Consider the following 19,282-nt stretch of genomic DNA (forward strand, 5'->3'; position numbering starts at 1 on the left):
TCATGTGAGCAGAACGACCAACGGTCGTTGTCCGACCCGGTGCGCCGTCCTAGGCTGGGGGAGTCGGAGGAGGCCCGAGGTGATCGAACGCGATGAACTGCTCGCGGTGCGTGCCGCGGAGCTGTACTACGACGAGACGAAGACCCAGGACGAGATCGGGGCACTGCTCGGGATCACCCGCTGGAAGGTCGGCCGTCTCCTCGCCCAGGCCCGGGAGCTCGGCTACATCCGCATCGAGATCGTGCACCCGCGTGCGCGCCGGCTCCCGCTCGAGCGGGCGCTCCGGGAGCGGTTCGGTCTCGTCGACGCGGTCGTCGTCCCGAGCCCGAGCGACAGCGCGGAGCTCCACGAGCGCGTGGCGCGAGCGGCTGCGGACTACCTCGGCGCCATGCGGCCCGTACCGCGGACGCTCGGCGTGAGCTGGGGCCGGACGCTCCGCGACCTCGCCGACCACCTGCCAGACGGCTGGGCGACCGGACTGTCCGTCGTGCAGATCAACGGCGGCGTGAGTCTCAACCAGCGTGTCGGTACCGCAGCCGCAACGGCGGCCAGGATCGCGGAGAAGGGGCGCGGCGACGTCACCCTGCTCCCCAGCCCGGCGATCTTCGAGCGCCTCGAGACCAAACTCAGCATCGAGTCCGACCGCACGGTCGCGGAGGTCCTCCGCACGGCGGCGGCTGCGGACACCTACCTCTACGGCGCAGGCGTCGCCGGTCCCGACTCCGCCCTCGTGCACAGCGGCTACCTGACGGCCGCCGACGTCGATGTCCTCGTCGCCCGCGGTGCCGTCGGCGACGTCGTCGGACGGTACATCGACGCCGAGGGCATGATCGTCGACCCGACGCTCGACGAGCGCACCGTCGGTCTCGGCCTGGAGGCCCTGCGCGGGGCAGCTCGCAGCATCGCGGTCATCGCCGGCGCACCGAAGCACGCCGTCGCGCGGGCCGTCGTGAGCAGCGGACTCTGCACCGTCCTCGTCACCGACGAGGCGACCGCGACGACGCTGCTCAGCGACCTCGAACCATCACCTGTTCAGCAGCACACCCCGGAGCACGAACTGCTCGGAAGGAACGCACCATGACCACCCCACCAGGAGACCTCGTGGCGAAGCCCACGGCGCTCGAACTCGTCGACGGCCCCGTCACCGACGCCAGCCTCAGACGCTACCTCGACGGCCTGGCCGGCGTCGACGCCGTCGGGCTCGAACAGCGGGCGACCGACCTCGGCAGCCGCTCGATCAAGACGACCTCGAAGGCCTGGGCCCTCGACCGGATCATCGAACTCATCGACCTCACCACGCTCGAGGGTGCCGACACCCCCGGCAAGGTGCGCTCCCTCGTCGCCAAGGCCATCACGCCGGACGCCGGCGACCCGTCCACGCCTCGCGTGGCCGCGGTGTGCGTCTACGGCGACATGGTGCCCTACGCCGTCGAAGCGCTCGGCTCGGCGCACACGCAGCCCGGTGCGGGGCACGACGCGGCGGGCATCAACGTCGCGGCGGTCGCCACCGCCTTTCCGAGCGGCCGCGCCTCGCTCGCCGTGAAGCTCGCCGACACGGCCGACGCCGTCGACGCCGGGGCGGACGAGATCGACATGGTCATCGACCGCGGTGCCTTCCTCTCCGGTCGGTACGGTCAGGTCTTCGACGAGATCGTCGCCGTCAAGGAGGCGTGCCGTCGGAGCGACGGCACCTCGGCGCATCTGAAGGTCATCCTCGAGACGGGTGAGCTGAACACCTACGACAACGTGAAGCGCGCCTCCTGGCTCGCCATCCTGGCCGGTGGCGATTTCATCAAGACCTCCACCGGCAAGGTCGCGCCGGCCGCCACCCTCCCGGTGACGGTGCTCATGCTCGAGGTCGTCCGCGACTGGCACCGTCTCACGGGTGAGCAGATCGGCGTCAAGCCCGCCGGCGGCATCCGCTCGTCGAAGGACGCCATCAAGTACCTCGTGACCGTGGCCGAGACGGTCGGAGAAGACTGGCTCCAGCCGCACCTCTTCCGGTTCGGCGCCTCGAGCCTCCTCAACGACGTGCTCCTGCAGCGGCAGAAACTCACCACCGGCCACTACTCCGGCCCCGACTACGTCACGATCGACTAGGACATCATGAGCTTCCTCGAATACGCACCAGCCCCGGAGTCGACCTCGGTCCTCCACCTCCGCTCCGAGTACGGCCTCTTCATCGACGGTGAGTTCACGGAGGGGACCGGCGGCTCCTTCCAGACGATCTCGCCGAGCACGGAGCAGCCGATCGCGACGATCTCCGCCGCGAGCGACGCCGACGTCGACCGCGCGGTCGTCGCGGCCAGGCGTGCCTACGACCGCGTGTGGTCGAAGCTGTCGGGCGCCGATCGCGGCAAGTACCTCTTCCGGATCGCGCGGCTCGTCCAGGAACGCGCCCGCGAACTGGCGGTCGCCGAGAGCCTCGACAACGGCAAGCCCATCAAGGAGTCCCGCGACGTGGACGTCCCGCTCGTCGCCGCCTGGTTCTTCTACTACGCGGGTTGGGCCGACAAGCTCGACTACGCCGGTCTCGGCGCGAACCCTCGCGCCCTGGGCGTCGCCGGCCAGGTCATCCCGTGGAACTTCCCTCTGCTGATGCTCGCCTGGAAGGTCGCCCCGGCGCTCGCCGCGGGGAACACCGTCGTCATCAAGCCCGCGGAGACCACGCCGCTGACCGCGCTCATCTTCGCCGAGATCCTCCAGCAGGCGGAACTCCCCGCGGGTGTCGTCAACATCGTCACCGGTGCCGGCGCGACGGGCGCGGCGATCGTCCGCCACCCGGATGTCAACAAGGTCGCCTTCACCGGCTCGACGGCCGTCGGCCGGGAGATCGCGAAGACCATCGCGGGTTCGGACAAGCGGCTGACGCTCGAGCTCGGCGGCAAGGCTGCCAACATCGTGTTCGACGACGCGCCCATCGACCAGGCGATCGAGGGCATCGTCAACGGCATCTTCTTCAACCAGGGGCACGTCTGCTGCGCGGGTTCGCGGCTCCTCGTCCAGGAGAGCATCCACGACGAGGTCGTCGACCGCTTGAAGCAGCGACTGCAGACGCTGCGCGTCGGCGACCCGCTCGACAAGAACACCGACGTCGGCGCGATCAACTCGGCCGAGCAGCTGGCCCGCATCCGCGAGCTCTCCGACATCGGCGAGCTCGAGGGCGCGGAGCGCTGGAGCCCGGCGTGCGAGCTGCCTGAGAACGGCTTCTGGTTCGCGCCCACGATCTTCACGAACGTGTCGACCAGCCACCGGATCGCGCGCGAGGAGATCTTCGGGCCGGTCCTGTCGGTCATGTCCTTCCGGACCCCCGCCGAGGCCATCGCCAAGGCGAACAACACCCCGTACGGGCTGTCGGCCGGCATCTGGAGCGACAAGGGCAGCCGGATCCTCGCCGTGGCCGACAAGCTGCGCGCCGGCGTCATCTGGGCGAACACCTTCAACCGCTTCGACCCGGCCAGCCCCTTCGGCGGCTACCAGGAGTCCGGGTACGGCCGCGAAGGCGGACGACACGGTCTCGGTGCGTACCTCGCGCCGGCCGGATCGAGCGTCACCGCAGCCTCCGCACCGGCCACGAGCACCACGAAGGAGGAGCAGCGATGAGCCGCCTCACCGTCCCCAAGACCTACAAGCTCGCCATCGGCGGCAAGTTCCCCCGCAGTGAATCCGGAAGGACGTACGAGGTGACCGACTCGACAGGCGGGTTCCTGGCGAACGCGTCGCTCGCATCGCGGAAGGACGCCCGTGACGCGGTCGTCGCCGCGCGCTCCGCGCTCGGCGGATGGTCCGGCGCCACCGCGTACAACCGCGGCCAGGTGCTCTACCGCATCGCCGAACTCCTCGAGGGGCGTCGCGCCCAGTTCGTGGATGAGATCGTCCGGGCGGAGGGCGTGTCGCAGGCAGCCGCCGCGGCCCAGGTCGACGAGGCCATCGACCTCTGGGTCTGGTACGCGGGGTGGGCGGACAAGTACGTCCAGGTCGTCGGGGGAGCGAACCCCGTCTCGGGTCCGTACTTCAACCTCTCGGTGCCGGAACCGACGGGCGTCGTCGCGCTCATCGCGCCGCAGGAGTCGTCGCTCCTCGGGTTCGTGAGCGTCGTCGCCCCGGCGCTCGTCGCCGGGAACACGGTGGTCGTCATCGCGAGCGAGCGGTTCCCGCTGTCCTCGATCAGCCTGGCGGAGGTGCTGGCGACGAGCGACGTCCCCGGTGGCGTGGTCAACGTGCTCACGGGCTCGCCCGCCGAGATGGCACCGTGGCTCGCGTCACACGCGGACGTCAACGCGATCGACCTCGCGGGCGCAGGGGCGCTCGACTGGATCGAGCTCGAAGTCCTTGCAGCGGAGACGCTGAAGCGCGTCGTCCGTCCGAGCGGTGCCACCGGGGCCGTCCCGGCGAGCCTCGACCGCATCACCGCGTTCACCGAGGTGAAGACCGTCTGGCACACGAAGGCCCTCCTGTAGTCCGAAGCAGCACCCCCGTGGTGCTTGCACAGCGTCGCCCGGCTGTACAGCCGGGCGACGCTGTCGTCGTGGGGCCGTAACGTTGCGTCCATGACCGAATCATCGACTCCGAAGCGCGTGCTCGTCACGGGTGCCACCGGCTACATCGGCGGGCGGCTCGTCCCGCGCCTGTTGGAGGCCGGGTACGTGGTGCGGGTGCTCGTGCGCTCGCCGCAGAAGCTGACCGACGTGCCGTGGCGGGACGACGTGGAGGTCGTCGAGGGTGACCTCGGCGACGCGGCCGCGGTCAAGGCGGCCTGCGTGGACGTGGACGTCGTCTACTACCTCGTGCACTCGATGGGCGGGAAGGGCGACTTCGAGCAGACGGAGTACGACGCCGCGGAGCACGTCGCGGCTGCGGCTGCGGCGGCCGGCGTCTCCCGCATCGTGTACCTGGGCGGCCTGCACCCGGACGGTGTCGAGCTGTCGAAGCACCTGCGGTCTCGCACCGAGGTCGGACGGATCCTCCTCGAATCCGGTGTGCCGACGCTCGTGCTGCAGGCCGGCGTGGTCATCGGTTCCGGATCGACCTCGTTCGAGATGATCCGGCATCTGACGGACATCCTCCCGTACATGCCGGCACCCCGCTGGGTCCGGAACTTCATCCAGCCGATCGCGGTACGGGACGTCCTGCACTACCTGCTGGCGGGCGCCGAGGTGGACCGCGACGTGAACCGCGCGTTCGACATCGGCGGGCCGGACGTCCTCCGGTACGGCCAGATGATGAACGGATACGCGGTGGAGGCCGGTCTCCCGCAGCGCCCGATCGCCCCGTTGCCGGTGCTCACCCCGTGGTTGGCCTCGCAGTGGGTCAACCTCGTCACGCCGATCCCGCGTCGTCTGGCGTCGCCCATCATCGAATCCCTCCTGGTCGACTGCGTCATGGGGGACCACGACATCGACGCGGTGATCCCGCCGCCGGAGGGCGGGCTGACCGGCTATCGTCGGGCGGTCCGACTCGCGCTGCAGCGGATGAAGGACGGCGAGGTGGAGACCTCCTGGCGGAACGCGACGGTCGCCGGCGCGCCGAGCGACCCGTTGCCGAGCGACCCGGACTGGGCGGGGCACGTCGTCTACATCGACCTCAAGGAGCGCAAGACGTCCGCGGACGCGGATCGGCTCTTCTCCGTGATCGAGTCGATCGGCGGCGAGAACGGGTGGTACTCGTTCCCCCTGGCGTGGGCGGTCCGCGGCTGGATGGACAAGCTCGTCGGCGGCGTCGGGCTCCGTCGCGGCCGCGACGATCCCCAGCGACTGAGTGTCGGCGACGCCCTCGACTTCTGGCGCGTCGAGTACCTGGAGCGTGGCCGCATGCTGCGCCTGCGTGCTGAGATGCGAGTGCCTGGTCTGGCGTGGCTGGAGATGAGCGCGACCCCGGTCGGCGACGGCTCGGTCTACCGGCAGCGTGCGGTCTTCTTCCCGAAGGGCCTCGGCGGCCGGCTGTACTGGTTCGCGATCCTGCCGTTCCACGGGATCATCTTCAACGGGATGGCCAACCGGATCACCGAGGCGGCCGTCGCGCTGCCCTCGGAGCGTTCCGCTCAGCGGAAGAACCGGGTGTCCCCGGTCTCGCCGGAGGAGCACGAGGCCGTCGACTCCGCGGAGGCCGAGCTGCAGGCGTCGAGGCCGGCACCGGAGGTCGCGGAGTAGCGTGGTCGTATGAGCGAACCCACCGTCGTCACCGTCACGGGAGCGGGCGGCCAGATCGGCTACTCCCTCCTGTTCCGCATCGCTTCAGGGCAGCTGCTCGGGCCTGAACGTCCCGTCGTCCTGCGACTGCTGGAGATCCCGCAGGGCCTCGGCGCGGCCGAGGGCACTGCCCTGGAGCTGCAGGACGGCGCCTTCCCCCTGCTCGCCGGCGTCGAGGCGACGACGGACGCGGCACGTGCCTTCGACGGCGCGAACATCGCCCTGCTCGTGGGCGCCCGGCCGCGTGGTCCTGGGATGGAGCGTGGCGACCTGCTGGCGGCGAACGGCGGCATCTTCGCGCCCCAGGGCGCCGCGATCGGCGCTGGCGCGGCCGACGACGTCCGGGTGCTGGTGGTCGGGAACCCGGCCAACACGAACGCCCTCATCGCGCAGGCAGCCGCGACCGGGGTGCCGCCGGAACGGTTCACCGCCCTGACTCGCCTCGACCACAACCGTGCCGTCGCGCAGTTGGCGGCCAGGACCGGCGCGCCGGTGTCCGACATCGACGGCGTCGTCATCTGGGGGAACCACTCGGCGACGCAGGTCCCCGACCTCTCCCACGCGACGGTCGGAGGTCGCCCGGCGCTCGAGCTGGTCGACGATGCCTGGATCGCGGAGGAGTTCATCCCCCGGGTGGCGAAGCGCGGCGCGGAGATCATCGCCGTCCGCGGCTCGTCCTCCGCAGCCTCGGCTGCGGCGGCCGCCATCGACCACGTCCACGACTGGGTCTGCGGCACGGCCACACCGGAGCGGCCGGATCGCTGGACGTCCGTGGCGCTGCCCTCGGAGGGCTGGTACGGCGTGCCGGAGGGCCTGGTCAGCTCGTTCCCGGCGCGATCGGTCGACGGTCGGTGGCAGGTGGTCGAGGGGCTCGAGATCGCGCCCGTCTGGCAGCAGCGCATCGACACCTCGGTGGCGGAACTGGAGGAGGAGCGGTCCGCCGTGCGGGAGCTCGGCCTCCTCGGTTGACCCTGCTGAGACGTCGGCCGAACGGTTGCAGGGGGTACCCCCTGGGGGTATAGTGGTGGCTCCGAGATCCTGAGGAGGACGCATGTCCGAAACCACCGCAACCACCACCTACCGGGTCGACGGCATGACCTGCGCGCACTGCGTGTCCGCGGTCACGGCCGAGCTGTCCGCGTTGTCCGGCGTCGACGACGTCGCCGTGGACCTCGAGGCGGGGACGGTCACGGTCGCCGGTCCGTCGTCGTCCGACGAGGCGGCCGTCGGCGCTGGCGTCCAGGAGGCCGGCTACACCCTCGTCGGTCGTCGCTGATGGGCGCGCCGCTGCAGACCCTCGATCTCGACATCGAGGGCATGACGTGCGCGAGTTGCGTGGCCAGGGTCGAGAAGCGGCTCACGGCGCTCGACGGTGTCGAGGCGCAGGTGAACCTCGCCACCGAGCGCGCGACGGTCACGGCGCCGGCCGCCGTCACCGCTGACGAGCTGGTCGCAGCGGTCGCGAAGGCCGGGTACACGGCGACGGTGCGTCCCGGTGCGGACGATCGCGCCGGAACGGGCCGCGAGGACGCTCCGACGCCGGGGCCGGCGTCCGACCCTTCGGCGACGGTGACGACCCTCCGCACCCGACTCGTCGTCAGCACGGTGCTGGCCCTCCCGGTCATCCTGCTCGCGATGGTCCCTGCGTGGCAGTTCGACCACTGGCAGTGGCTGTCGCTCACGCTGGCGACCCCTGTGGTGTTCTGGGGCGGCTACCCGTTCCACCGCGCGACGTTCGCCACACTGCGTCACGGCTCGGTGACGATGGACACGCTCATCACCCTCGGGACTGGGGCCGCGTACCTGTGGTCGCTCTGGGCGCTCTTCTTCGGCATGGCCGGGATGACCGGCATGCGCCACGAGTTCACCTTCTTCGCTCCTGACGCCGACCCGTCGGGTGCCCTCTACCTCGAGGTGGCGGCCGGGGTCACCGTGTTCCTCCTCGCCGGGCGGCTCATCGAGCAACGGTCGAAGCGGAGTGCCGGGGCGGCGCTCCGCGATCTGATGACGGCCGGTGCCTCCGAGGTGTCGATCCTCCGAGAACGGGCCGCCGATCCGAGCGACCTGATGGCGGCGACCCGCCAGGAGGAGCGTGTCCCCGTCGACCGCCTCCTCGTGGGCGACCTGTTCCTCGTGCGGCCGGGCGAGTCGGTCGCGACCGACGGCGTGGTCGTCGAGGGCGCCGCGAGCGTCGACGAGAGCTTGATGACGGGGGAGTCGGTCCCCGCGGAGAAGACGGCGGGTTCGCCGGTCACCGGCGGCACGATCGCGCGCGGCGGATCGCTCGTGGTCCGTGCCACCGCCGTCGGGACCCAGACGAGGCTCGCGCGGATGGCACAGGCGGTCGAGGCCGCTCAGCTCGGGAAGAGTCGCATCCAACGCCTCGCGGACCGCATCTCCGGTGTGTTCGTGCCCGTCGTGCTCGTCACGGCGGTCGCGACCGCGATCGTGTGGATCGCCGCGGGCTCGTCGGTGCAGGCCGTCTTCACTGCTGCCGTCGCCGTGTTGATCATCGCCTGCCCCTGTGCGCTCGGCCTCGCCACCCCGGTCGCCCTGCTCGTCGGCACCGGTCGAGGAGCGCAGCTCGGCATCCTGATCGCCGGGCCGGAGGCCCTCGAACGCGCGAGCGGCATCGACCGTGTCCTGCTCGACAAGACCGGCACCATCACCTCGGGGCGGATGAGCGTGACCGAGGTGTGGGCGGAGGGTGCCGCCGACGCGGCGCTCGACCTCGCGGCAGCGCTCGAAGCCGACTCCGAGCACCCCATCGCCGAGGCGATCGTCGAGGAGTCCGCACGTCGTGGCGGAACGCCTCCGGCGGTCTCGGACTTCGCGAGCTTCGAGGGTCTCGGGGTCACCGGGACCGTTCGTGGAGGGACCGTCCTCGTCGGACGCCCCGCGTTCGCCGAGGACCGGGGCTTCCGGACCGGACCTGCGGCCACGGCAGCGCTCGGGGCCGCAGCGGAACGCGCGAGCACCGTCGTGGTCGTCGCCTGGGACGGCGAGGTCCGCGGGATCGTCGAGGTCGCGGACACCGTCAAGCCGGAGGCGCGGGCCGCCGTCCGGCGTGCCGTGTCGCTCGGGATGACGCCGGTGCTGCTCACCGGTGACAACGCGGCCGTCGCCGCGCGCGTCGCGGCCGAGGTCGGGATCACCGAGGTGATCGCCGACGCGAGCCCGATGGACAAGGTCGCCGCCGTCGAACGCCTGCAGGCGGACGGTCACCGCGTCGCGATGATCGGCGACGGGGTGAACGACGCAGCCGCGATCGCGACCGCCGACCTCGGTGTCGCCATGGGGACGGGGACCGACGCGGCCAAGAGCGCCGCCGACCTCAGCATCGTCTCCGGTTCGCTCGCCACGGCCATCGACGCGGTCCGGCTGTCGAGACGGACCCTCCGCATCATCCGGGGCAACCTCTTCTGGGCGTTCGCCTACAACGTCGCGGCGATCCCGCTCGCGGCGCTCGGGCTCCTCAACCCGATGATCGCGGGAGCGGCGATGGCGTTCTCGAGCGTGTTCGTCGTGCTCAACAGCCTGCGCCTCCGGCGGTTCCGTCCGGCCGCCTGAGGACATCCGCCACCTGCCGGGCTGCGACGGTTACACTGTCCGCAGAACCGGTCGACGTGGATGGGTGGTGGTGAGGTGACCAGTCCCTGGCTGGCGGCCCCGGCGCGTGCCGACGCGCAGCGCGGACTCGTGAGGCGGCTCGTCCGCGAGTCGTGGGAGCGGTCGATGGACCGCCACCTCGACCCGGACAACCTCATGCCCGAGCTCGCCTTCGACGAGGACGAGTTGCGCGACCACCGGCTCGGTCATCCACTCGCCGGCGTCCTGCCGGTGATCACGAGGCTGCTCGTCGACGACGCCGACGACGACTCCGGCATGCTCGTCGCGGTCGGCGACGCCATGGGCAGATTGCTCTGGGTCGACGGCGACCGCCACCTGCGTCGTCAGGCGGAGGGCATGTTGTTCGTCGAAGGCGCCGGCTGGTCGGAGCGCGAGGTCGGCACGAGCGCGCCGGGCACCGCGCTCGAGCTCGACCACGGGATCCAGATCCACGCGGCCGAGCACTTCAACCGGCTCGTGCACCCGTGGAGCTGTACGGCCGTGCCCGTCCACGATCCGGAGACGAGGCGGATCATCGGGGTGATCGACATCACCGGGGGACCGCAGGCCGTCGCCTCCCACGCACTGCCGCTCATGGAGGCGACCGCGGCAGCCGTGGAGTCCGAGATCATGGTGCAACGCCTGCGGGCGCTCGCCGATCGTTCCTCGACCGGACGCGGCCGACGTCGGGAGACGCCCCGTCCGACCGTGGTCCGGGCGGGACTGCAGGTGCTCGGCCGCGACACCGGGCTGCTCGTCGGGCACGGGTCGGACCTGCCGACCGAACTCAGCCGCCGTCACGCCGAGATCCTGACGCTGTTGTCCTGGCATCGTCAGGGTCTCAATGCCGAAGCGCTCGCCGACCGGCTCTACGACGCCGACGAGGCGGCGGTCACCCTGCGGGCCGAGCTCGTGCGACTCCGGAGGGTGCTGACCGCGTCCGCGCCGTCACTCGTCCCCGCCTCTCGCCCGTATCGTCTCACCGCACCCCTCCAGCTCGACGCCCACCAGGTGCTGTCCCTGCTCGACCGCGGCGCCCACCGCGCTGCGCTCGCCGCGTACCCGGGCCCGCTGCTCCCCGACTCCACCGCGCCCGGCATCGTCGAGCTGCGCGAACTGGTGTCGACCAGGCTCCGCGAGGCGATGCTGACCGACGCGTCGGCGGACCTCTTGTACGACTACCTCGGGAGCGCCGCCGCCCCCGACGACCTCGAGGTCCTCCACACCTGCCTGCGAGCACTCCCGCCGCGCTCGCCGAAGCGGGCGGGGATCGTCGCCCGGGTGGAGGCACTCGAAGCCGATCTCGCGGCGAGCTGACCGTCGATCCGGGTCGAGCCGTGGTGCAACTTCATGCAACCTGCCCGCCGGTAGCGTCGGCCGCACGCACCTGAGCGGTGCGGCCACCGACAACGTCGTCGACAAGGAGTGCCATGACCGTCTACGCCAATCCGGGTACCGAAGGTGCCGTGTTCAACTATGCACCGCGCTACGACCACTTCATCGGGGGCGAGTACGTGCCGCCGGCGAACGGACAGTATTTCGAGAACCCGACGCCCGTCACCGGCGCCGTGTTCACCGAGATCGCCCGGGGGACCGCGGCGGACGTGGACCGCGCCGTCGAGGCGGGGTGGAAGGCGTTCCCCGCCTGGTCGAAGACGAGCGTCGCCGAGCGTGCCGTCATCCTCAACCGGATCGCCGACCGCATGGAGGAGCACCTCGAGGAGATCGCGGTCGCCGAGAGCTGGGAGAACGGCAAACCGGTCCGCGAGACCCTCGCCGCCGACATCCCGCTCGCGATCGACCATTTCCGCTACTTCGCGGGTGCCATCCGCGCTCAGGAGGGCGGCATCTCCGAACTCGACCACGACACCGTCGCTTACCACTTCCACGAACCGCTCGGCGTCGTCGGGCAGATCATCCCCTGGAACTTCCCGATCCTCATGGCGGTGTGGAAGCTCGCGCCGGCGCTCGCCGCCGGCAACTGCGTCGTGTTGAAGCCGGCGGAGCAGACCCCGGCCTCCATCCACCTGATCGTCGACCTCGTGAAGGACCTGCTGCCCGCCGGCGTCCTCAACGTCGTCAACGGCTTCGGTATCGAGGCGGGTGCGCCGCTGGCGTCCCACCCGCGGATCCGGAAGATCGCCTTCACCGGCGAGACCACGACCGGCCGCCTGATCATGCAGTACGCGAGCGAGAACCTCATCCCGGTCACGCTCGAACTCGGGGGCAAGAGCCCGAACGTGTTCTTCGAGGACGTCGCGCGCGAGCACGACCAGTACTACGAGAAGGCGCAGGAGGGCTTCAGCATGTTCGCCCTCAACCAGGGCGAGGTCTGCACCTGCCCGAGCCGGGCGCTCGTGCAGCGGTCGATCTACGACGGCTTCGTGGGCGATGCGCTGGTCCGCATCGGCAAGATCAAGCAGGGCAACCCCCTCGACACAGACACGATGATCGGTGCCCAGGCGTCGAACGACCAGCTCGAGAAGATCCTGTCGTACATGGACATCGGCAAGCAGGGTGGGGCGAAGCTGTTGATCGGTGGCGAGCGCGCCGATCTCGGCGGCGAACTGAGCGGCGGGTTCTACGTGCAGCCGACCGTGTTCGAGGGCACCAACGACATGCGGATCTTCCAGGAGGAGATCTTCGGCCCGGTGCTCGCGCTGACGAGTTTCGCCGACTACGACGAGGCGATCTCGATCGCGAACGACACGCTCTACGGCCTGGGTGCCGGTGTCTGGAGTCGGGAGGCGACGACGCTCTACCGCGCGGGCCGGGCGATCGAGGCCGGTCGGGTGTGGTCGAACACCTACCACCAGTACCCGGCGCACGCGGCGTTCGGCGGGTACAAGCAGTCGGGTATCGGCCGCGAGAACCACAAGATGATGCTCGACCACTACCAGCAGACGAAGAACCTGCTGGTCAGCTACGCAGAGGGCCCGATGGGCTTCTTCTGATCGACGGGTCCACGGGTGGCGCGCGTTCGGGTCGCGCCACCCGTGGACCAGACCCCGGGGACCGGCACGGCCGCTCGGAGATTCCTTGATGAGACGACGGAGGACACCATGACCGGACGGGTCGACGTCACCGAGACGGCTGCCGCGCTCCTGCGCGAGATGACCGCGGTCCACGGCCCGCTCATGTTCCACCAGTCGGGCGGGTGCTGTGACGGCAGCTCGCCCATGTGCTACCCCGTCGGGATGTTCCGCACCGGGGCGGTCGACGTCCTGCTCGACACCCTCGACGTCGCCGGACTCGACGCCCCCGTCGAGGTGTACATGTCGCGCTCCCAGTTCGAGTACTGGAAGTTCACGCACCTCACGATCGACGTGGTCCGGGGCCGGGGGAGCGGGTTCAGCGTCGAGGCGCCCACGGGTCAGCGCTTCCTCATCCGTTCGCGCATGCTCGACGACGCCGAGCTCGAGCGCTTCGGACTCCTCGAGGACGCCGCCGACTGAGCGCTCGCGAGCGATGCGGCCGATGGCGTAGACTGGGCACATGCCCGTCGGGCGCCCGTGTCGGTCTCGTGCAACGCTCTGTTGCTCCACGACGACCAGTCGGGCCCGACGCCCGTCTCTTCCGGCCCCTCGGCCGATGAGGCATTCTCGACTGCTCAGGAGGAGCATGCCGCACACCGGCCAGCAACGCCGTTCCCAGGGGCGTTCCAGCACCCGTTCATCTGGCCGCTCGAACCCCAGAGGGTCCTCGTCGCGCCACGACGACGACGCGCCCATCATCCCGATCCTCGCCCGCAAGGTGCGCGAGGTCGAGGCGAAGGCGCAGAAGGGCAAGGTCGGTCCCACCAACCGGACCAAGTACCAGGTCATCGCGTTCCTGGTCCGCGAGGAGCGCGCTCGGGTCAAGGCCGACACGAGCTACAGCGACGCCACCCGAGCCGAGCTCCTCAAGCGCCTCGACGGCGTCGCGACCATCCTCGCGAAGACCGCGGCGCGCGACACCTCGCTCATCCAGCTCCTCGAGGCGGACGCCGCGACGAGCCCGGTCGCACAGCGGCTCCGTCGTGACTGGCTGCTCGAGTCGGGCGCTGAACTCAGCGCCGACGAGCTCATCATCACGGTCGAGAAGCCCGTTGTGGAATCGGTCGTCCCGGCCGAGCTCGCCGAGAAGCAGGTCATCCCGCAGTCGGTGAAGGCCCGTCAGCTGGCCAATCCCTTCCTCGCCCCGGACTTCAGCCAGGCGGCACCGCAGCCGACCGTGCGCCGTCGCCTCGACAGCTGGGAGCTCATGGGCCCCCTCTACAAGGCGTTCGAGCTCGGTTCCGGCGGGGGAGCAGCCTCGATGGACCTCCCAGACGCGCCGAAACTCGACCGGTTGTCGCCCCGTGGCCTCGAGGTCATGAAGCACCAGGCGCGGTTCGTGGAGAGCGTCAAGGAGGGGCACCGTTCCTTCCTGCTCGCCGACGAGCCCGGTCTCGGGAAGACGGCGCAGTCCGTCCTCGCCGCCTCCGTGGCGGAGGCCTACCCGCTGCTCGTCATCGTCCCGAACGTCGTGAAGATGAACTGGGCTCGCGAGGTCGAGCGGTGGACGCCGCACCGCCGGGCCACGGTCATCCACGGCGACGGCCAGGCCCTCGACGCCTTCGCCGACGTCATCATCGTGAACTACGAGGTCCTCGACCGCCACCTCGCCTGGCTCGGGACCCTCGGCTTCCGCGGCATGGTGGTCGACGAGGCCCACTTCATCAAGAACCTCCACTCCCAGCGGTCCCAGCACGTGCTGTCCCTCGCGAACCGGATCCGGAAGGCGACCCCCGGCCAGGACCCGCTGCTGCTCGCGCTGACGGGCACGCCGCTCATCAACGACGTCGAGGACTTCAACGCCATCTGGCAGTTCCTCGGCTGGATCAAGGACGGCAAGCCCACCGCCGAACTCATGGAGCGGCTCGAGGACACCGGCCTCACGCCGGCCGAGCACGCCTTCTACGCCGCAGCCCGTTCCGCGGTCATCGACATGGGCATCGTGCGTCGCAAGAAGCTCGACGTGGCGAAGGACCTCCCCGCGAAGCGGGTCGCGGACCTGCCGGTCGAGCTCGACGACGAGGCGATCCGGTCGATCCGCGACGCCGAAGCCGAGCTCGGGCAGCGTCTCAAGTCGCGCTACGTGCGTGTCCTGGAGTCCCGTGGCGAACGCGTCGACGCCTTGCACGACCCGAACACCGAGCTCATGCGCATGGTCGCCCAGGCGGAACTCGACGAGTCGAAGGCCGCCGGTGGCACGGAGAACGTGTTCACCATGATCCGGAAGATCGGTCAGGCCAAGGCGGTCCTTGCGGCCGACTACACGGCCCAGCTCGCGCGCTCCGTCGGCAAGGTCGTGTTCTTCGCGAAGCACATCGACGTCATGAACGCCGCCGAGCAGTTGTTCGCCGGTCGAGGTTTGAAGACCGTGTCGCTCCGCGGCGACCAGACGACGCAGGCGCGCCAGGCCGCGATCGACGCCTTCAACACCGATCCCGAGGTCGCGGTGGCGGTCTGCTCGCTCACGGCGGCAGGCGTCGGCGTCAACCTCCAGGCCGCGTCGAACGTCGTGCTCGCCGAGCTGTCGTGGACGGCGGCGGAGCAGACGCAGGCGATCGACCGTGTGCACCGCATCGGTCAGGAGGAGCCGGTCACGGCGTGGCGCATCATCGCGGCCCACACGATCGACTCCAAGGTCGCCGAACTCATCGACAGCAAGCAGGGGCTCGCTGCCCGGGCGCTCGACGGCAGCGATCAGGATGTGGCCTCGGTCGACTCCGTGCAGCTGAACGCCCTCGTCCACCTGTTGCGCGAGGCCCTGGGCGGCTGACACCCGGTGTGTCCGACCGGGCGGCGATCCTCGCCACCCGGTGGGAGCTCGCAGTGCTCAGACGCCGAGTGCGGTCTTCACCTGCGCGAGCGACGGGTTCGTCGCGGTGGAACGATCGGGGTAGATGACGGTCGGGACCGTCTGGTTGCCGCCGTTGAGCGAGGCGACGAGCTCGGCCGTCCCCGGCACCTGCTCGATGTCGATCTCGGTGAAGGGGATCCCTGCGGCCGACAGCTGGTGCTTCAGCCGGGCGCAGTATCCGCACCAGGTGGTGGAGAACATGGTGATGCCGCCATCGGCGGGAAGGTAGTCGTCGGCACTCATCCCAGCAGCCTAACCCCGGCTCGCCGGGGCACCGCCCCTGGCCGGATGAACCACCGGCGGCGAGACGGTATTGTCAGGGATGACTTCCGGCACCGGCGGTGCCCCGATCCCCATGAGGACTGTTGATATGAGAATTGGTGTGCTCACGAGCGGCGGCGACTGCCCCGGCCTGAACGCGGTCATCCGAGGTGCGGTGCTCAAGGGCACCAAGATCCACAACCAGGAGTTCATCGGCATCCGCGACGGGTGGCGAGGTGTGGTCGAGGGGCTGACCATGCCACTCGACCGCCACAGTGTGCGGGGGCTCGCCAAGCAGGGCGGCACCATCCTCGGCACCAGCCGGACGAACCCGTTCGAGGGCCCGCACGGCGGCCCGGAGAACGTGCAGCACACCATGGACCGCCTCGGGATCGACGCCCTCATCGCGATCGGCGGCGAGGGCACGCTCGCTGCGGCGAAGCGGCTCACCGACGCCGGACTGAAGATCGTCGGCGTCCCGAAGACCATCGACAACGACCTCGACGCCACCGACTACTCCTTCGGCTTCGACACCGCCGTCGAGATCGCGACCGAGGCCATCGACCGCCTGCGCACCACCGGCGAATCGCACAAGCGCTGCATGGTGATCGAGGTCATGGGCCGTCACGTGGGGTGGATCGCCCTGCACGCCGGCATGGCCGCCGGCGCGCACGCCATCCTCATCCCGGAGCAGCCGCAGTCCATCGAGCAGATCTGCGAGTGGGCCGACAGCGTCTACCAGCGCGGGCGCGCGCCGATCATCGTCGTATCCGAGGGCTTCACCCTCGACACGATGGAGTCCGCGCACTCCGAGAAGGGGCTCGACGCGTTCAACCGCCCCCGGCTCGGCGGGATCGCCGACGTCCTCGCACCGGAGATCGAACGTCGCACGGGCATCGAGTCCCGCGCGACGGTGCTCGGCCACCTGCAGCGCGGCGGCGTGCCGAGCGCGTACGACCGCGTCCTCGCCACCCGCCTCGGCATGGCGGCGATCGACTCGGTCATGGCCGGCGACTGGGGCACGATGATCGCCCTCCGCGGCACCGAGCTCGTCAACTGCCGCTTCGAGGAGGCCCTCGGCAAGCTCAAGACGGTTCCGCAGGAGCGCTACGACGAGGCCGCCATCCTCTTCGGCTAGGCGCCCGACGAACGAACGACGCCTCCACCCCGGTCGGGGTGGAGGCGTCGTCACGTCCGCCTACGCGGCGTCGGTCTCGGCGAGGCCGAGCACGTCGAGCAGCCACGCGAGTTCCTCCGCGCGCTCCTTCCAGGCGTTGTACCGCCCGCTCACGCCGCCGTGGCCGGCGCTCATCTCGATCTTGAGGAGTGCGGGCGCACCGGCGTCGCGGAGTCTGGCCACCCACTTCGCGGGCTCCACGTAGAGCACGCGCGTGTCGTTGAGGCTCGTCGTCGCGAGGATGCGCGGGTACTGCTTCGCCGGATCGACGTTCTCGTACGGGCTGTACGCCTTCATGTAGGCGTAGACCTCGGGGTCGTGCAGCGGATCACCCCACTCGTCCCACTCGATGACGGTGAGCGGGAGCGACGGGTCGAGGATGCTCGTCAGCGCGTCGACGAACGGGACGCCGGCGAGGATGCCCGCGAACCGGTCCGGCGCACGGTTCGCGACCGCACCCATGAGGAGGCCGCCCGCGCTGCCGCCCTCGGCGACCAATTGTCCGGCGGTCGACCAGCCGTCGGCGATGAGGTGGTCGGCCACGTCGACGAAGTCGCTGAAGCTGTTCTGCTTGTGCAGCTTCTTGCCGTCCTCGTACCAGTGCCGGCCGAGCTCGCCACCGCCGCGGACGTGCGCGATCGCGAAGGTGACGCCCCGGTCGAGCATCGACAGCCTGGCGATGGAGAACGACGGGTCCATGCTCGCCTCGTAGGAGCCGTAGCCGTAGAGGTGGAGCGGCCCGGGGCCCTCGAGGTCGCGCCGACGCACGATCGAGACGGGCACCCGCGTCCCGTCGGTGGCGGTCGCCCACTCCCGGAACTGCTCGTACCGCGCCGGGTCGTAGTCGCCGAGGACGGGCTGCTGCTTGCGGACGAACCGCTCGCCCGAGCGGAGGTCGAGTTCGAGCACGGTCGACGGCGTGACGAGCGAGCCGTAGCCGAATCGCAGCATCGGTTGCGTCCATTCGCCGTTCCCGTGCCAGCCGACGCTCGAAAGGGGTTCGTCGAAGCCGAGTTCGTCGATGTCGCCGGTCGTGGCGTCGAGGAGGCCGATGCGCGTCAGGCCGTCGCGTCGGTAGGCGACGGTGGTCACGGTGGCGAACGCCTCGACGTCCTCGAGTCGGCGCTCACTGCTGTGGGGGACCACGACGCGCGGTTCCTGCAGTGGATCGTCCAGTGGCACCTCGACGAGTTCGAAGTCGGGGGCGTCGCGGTTGTGGAGGATGAGCAGGCGGTCGTCGCCGTCGGCGATGCGGTGCTCGACGCTGTACTCGACGCCCTCGGTCCGCGGCCAGACGATCCGAGCCTCGTCGGTCAGCGCATCGGCGGAGACGAGCCGGGTCTCGCTCGTGACCGACGACCCCGCCTCGATGAGGAGCAGGGCGCGACTGCGCGTGAAGCCCGCACCCACCCAGAACCGCTCGTCCGGCTCGTGGAAGAGGACGACGTCGGCGGACTGGGCCGTGCCGACCCGGTGGAGGTGCACGGTGTCGGGCCGCCAGCTCTCGTCGACCGTCGTGTAGACGATCGCCGACGCGTCGGGCGAGAACTCGGCGCCACCGGCCGTACCGAGGAGCTCGTCGTCGAGGTCGGTGCCGGTCGCGAGGTCGCGGACCCGGACGGTGTACCGTTCGTCGCCCTCGACGTCGACCCCGTAGAGGAGCCTGGTGCCGTCGTCGGAGACGTCGAAGCTGCCGAGGGAGAAGAACTCGTGCCCCTCCGCCTCGACGTTCGCGTCCAGGATGATCTGCTCGCCGGGCGCCGCACCGCTCTCGGGCAGCGTCGGAGGGGTCCAGTCGTCGGCGTCCGCGACGGGTACCCGACACTGGATGCCGTACTGACGGCCCTCAACGCTCCGTCCGTAGTACCACCAGTCGCCCGCACGGGTCGGGACGGACAGGTCGGTCTCGAGGGTGCGCCCCTTGATCTCCTGGAAGATGCGCTCCCGCAGGCCGGCGAGGTGGTCCGTCTCCTGCGCTGTGAAGGCGTTCTCGGCCTCAAGATGTTCGATCACCTCCGGCGAGTCCTTCTCGCGGAGCCATTCGTACGGGTCCACCACGGTGTCACCGTGATGGGTGCGTTCGGTCGGTCGGGTCTGGGCACGTGGGGCAGAGAGCTTCGCCATGGTCCAACGCTAGTCGAGGCGGCACCCTCCCAGCCCG

15 protein-coding genes are annotated in these 19,282 nt (G+C 70.3%); 13 read left to right on the forward strand and 2 right to left on the reverse strand.

Annotated elements, in window-relative coordinates:
• The first annotated feature begins 79 nt into the window (after positions 1 to 79).
• The 12 genes from QRN27_RS08960 to QRN27_RS09015 all read left to right on the forward strand — a co-directional run bounded on the left by QRN27_RS08960 (position 80) and on the right by QRN27_RS09015 (position 15,602).
• Entirely contained in the window at positions 80 to 1,081 is a 1,002-nt protein-coding gene (locus QRN27_RS08960; protein WP_285041894.1) for a sugar-binding transcriptional regulator, read from the forward strand.
• Positions 1,078 to 2,100, forward strand: coding sequence for a deoxyribose-phosphate aldolase (deoC, locus tag QRN27_RS08965; protein ID WP_285041896.1), 1,023 nt, complete (start codon positions 1,078 to 1,080; stop codon positions 2,098 to 2,100). The genes QRN27_RS08960 and deoC overlap by 4 nt, the downstream gene beginning before the upstream one ends.
• Before the next feature lie 6 nt (positions 2,101 to 2,106).
• Entirely contained in the window at positions 2,107 to 3,603 is a 1,497-nt protein-coding gene (locus QRN27_RS08970) for an aldehyde dehydrogenase family protein (RefSeq protein WP_285041898.1), read from the forward strand.
• Positions 3,600 to 4,460, forward strand: coding sequence for an aldehyde dehydrogenase family protein (locus tag QRN27_RS08975; protein WP_285041900.1), 861 nt, complete (start codon positions 3,600 to 3,602; stop codon positions 4,458 to 4,460). Before QRN27_RS08970 ends, QRN27_RS08975 begins: the two co-directional genes overlap by 4 nt.
• Before the next feature lie 90 nt (positions 4,461 to 4,550).
• On the forward strand, positions 4,551 to 6,149 hold the full coding sequence (locus tag QRN27_RS08980) for an SDR family oxidoreductase (protein WP_194670500.1): 1,599 nt from the start codon (positions 4,551 to 4,553) through the stop codon (positions 6,147 to 6,149).
• Between the two features lie 9 nt (positions 6,150 to 6,158).
• Positions 6,159 to 7,157, forward strand: a complete 999-nt coding sequence (locus QRN27_RS08985) for a malate dehydrogenase (RefSeq protein WP_285041904.1) — start codon at positions 6,159 to 6,161, stop codon at positions 7,155 to 7,157.
• 82 nt (positions 7,158 to 7,239) lie between these two features.
• Entirely contained in the window at positions 7,240 to 7,464 is a 225-nt protein-coding gene (locus QRN27_RS08990; RefSeq protein WP_285041906.1) for a heavy-metal-associated domain-containing protein, read from the forward strand.
• A complete protein-coding gene (locus tag QRN27_RS08995) occupies positions 7,464 to 9,758 on the forward strand; it encodes a heavy metal translocating P-type ATPase (protein WP_285041908.1) in 2,295 nt (764 codons plus the stop codon). Before QRN27_RS08990 ends, QRN27_RS08995 begins: the two co-directional genes overlap by 1 nt.
• Positions 9,759 to 9,833: 75 nt before the next feature.
• The gene (locus QRN27_RS09000) at positions 9,834 to 11,114 is read left to right on the forward strand and encodes a GAF domain-containing protein (RefSeq protein ID WP_285041910.1); all 1,281 of its coding nucleotides are present in this window, start codon (positions 9,834 to 9,836) and stop codon (positions 11,112 to 11,114) included.
• 113 nt (positions 11,115 to 11,227) lie between these two features.
• Positions 11,228 to 12,751, forward strand: a complete 1,524-nt coding sequence (exaC, locus tag QRN27_RS09005) for an acetaldehyde dehydrogenase ExaC (RefSeq protein WP_285041912.1) — start codon at positions 11,228 to 11,230, stop codon at positions 12,749 to 12,751.
• Between the two features lie 108 nt (positions 12,752 to 12,859).
• Positions 12,860 to 13,252 (forward strand): DUF779 domain-containing protein, encoded by a 393-nt coding sequence (locus tag QRN27_RS09010; RefSeq protein ID WP_285041914.1) that lies wholly within the window; start codon positions 12,860 to 12,862, stop codon positions 13,250 to 13,252.
• A 166-nt stretch (positions 13,253 to 13,418) separates the two neighbouring features.
• Positions 13,419 to 15,602, forward strand: coding sequence for a DEAD/DEAH box helicase (locus tag QRN27_RS09015; RefSeq protein WP_285041915.1), 2,184 nt, complete (start codon positions 13,419 to 13,421; stop codon positions 15,600 to 15,602).
• A gap of 57 nt (positions 15,603 to 15,659) precedes the next feature.
• Here the strand turns inward: QRN27_RS09015 and QRN27_RS09020 are convergent, their stop codons facing one another.
• Positions 15,660 to 15,926 (reverse strand): mycoredoxin, encoded by a 267-nt coding sequence (locus tag QRN27_RS09020; RefSeq protein ID WP_056012271.1) that lies wholly within the window; start codon positions 15,924 to 15,926, stop codon positions 15,660 to 15,662.
• 127 nt (positions 15,927 to 16,053) lie between these two features.
• On the opposite strand from QRN27_RS09020, the gene QRN27_RS09025 reads away from it, so the two are divergent.
• Positions 16,054 to 17,082, forward strand: coding sequence for a 6-phosphofructokinase (locus QRN27_RS09025; RefSeq protein WP_056012269.1), 1,029 nt, complete (start codon positions 16,054 to 16,056; stop codon positions 17,080 to 17,082).
• Between the two features lie 60 nt (positions 17,083 to 17,142).
• Here QRN27_RS09025 and QRN27_RS09030 read toward each other — a convergent pair whose 3' ends face one another.
• Complete coding sequence (locus QRN27_RS09030; protein ID WP_285041917.1) at positions 17,143 to 19,245, reverse strand: S9 family peptidase; 2,103 nt, start codon at positions 19,243 to 19,245, stop codon at positions 17,143 to 17,145.
• Positions 19,246 to 19,282 lie beyond the last annotated feature (37 nt).

The organism is Plantibacter sp. LMC-P-059a, assembly GCF_030209505.1.
GTDB lineage: Bacteria > Actinomycetota > Actinomycetes > Actinomycetales > Microbacteriaceae > Plantibacter.

What these genes read in the sequence shown, in the direction of transcription:
- deoC (WP_285041896.1), top strand. Translation starts at nt 1,078, where the DNA reads ATGACCACCCCACCAGGAGACCTCGTGGCGAAGCCCACGGCGCTCGAA.
- QRN27_RS08970 (WP_285041898.1), top strand. Translation starts at nt 2,107, where the DNA reads ATGAGCTTCCTCGAATACGCACCAGCCCCGGAGTCGACCTCGGTCCTC.
- QRN27_RS08975 (WP_285041900.1), top strand. Translation starts at nt 3,600, where the DNA reads ATGAGCCGCCTCACCGTCCCCAAGACCTACAAGCTCGCCATCGGCGGC.
- QRN27_RS08980 (WP_194670500.1), top strand. Translation starts at nt 4,551, where the DNA reads ATGACCGAATCATCGACTCCGAAGCGCGTGCTCGTCACGGGTGCCACC.
- QRN27_RS08985 (WP_285041904.1), top strand. Translation starts at nt 6,159, where the DNA reads ATGAGCGAACCCACCGTCGTCACCGTCACGGGAGCGGGCGGCCAGATC.
- QRN27_RS08990 (WP_285041906.1), top strand. Translation starts at nt 7,240, where the DNA reads ATGTCCGAAACCACCGCAACCACCACCTACCGGGTCGACGGCATGACC.
- QRN27_RS08995 (WP_285041908.1), top strand. Translation starts at nt 7,464, where the DNA reads ATGGGCGCGCCGCTGCAGACCCTCGATCTCGACATCGAGGGCATGACG.
- exaC (WP_285041912.1), top strand. Translation starts at nt 11,228, where the DNA reads ATGACCGTCTACGCCAATCCGGGTACCGAAGGTGCCGTGTTCAACTAT.
- QRN27_RS09010 (WP_285041914.1), top strand. Translation starts at nt 12,860, where the DNA reads ATGACCGGACGGGTCGACGTCACCGAGACGGCTGCCGCGCTCCTGCGC.
- QRN27_RS09015 (WP_285041915.1), top strand. Translation starts at nt 13,419, where the DNA reads ATGCCGCACACCGGCCAGCAACGCCGTTCCCAGGGGCGTTCCAGCACC.
- QRN27_RS09020 (WP_056012271.1), bottom strand. Translation starts at nt 15,926, where the DNA reads ATGAGTGCCGACGACTACCTTCCCGCCGATGGCGGCATCACCATGTTC.
- QRN27_RS09025 (WP_056012269.1), top strand. Translation starts at nt 16,054, where the DNA reads ATGAGAATTGGTGTGCTCACGAGCGGCGGCGACTGCCCCGGCCTGAAC.
- QRN27_RS09030 (WP_285041917.1), bottom strand. Translation starts at nt 19,245, where the DNA reads ATGGCGAAGCTCTCTGCCCCACGTGCCCAGACCCGACCGACCGAACGC.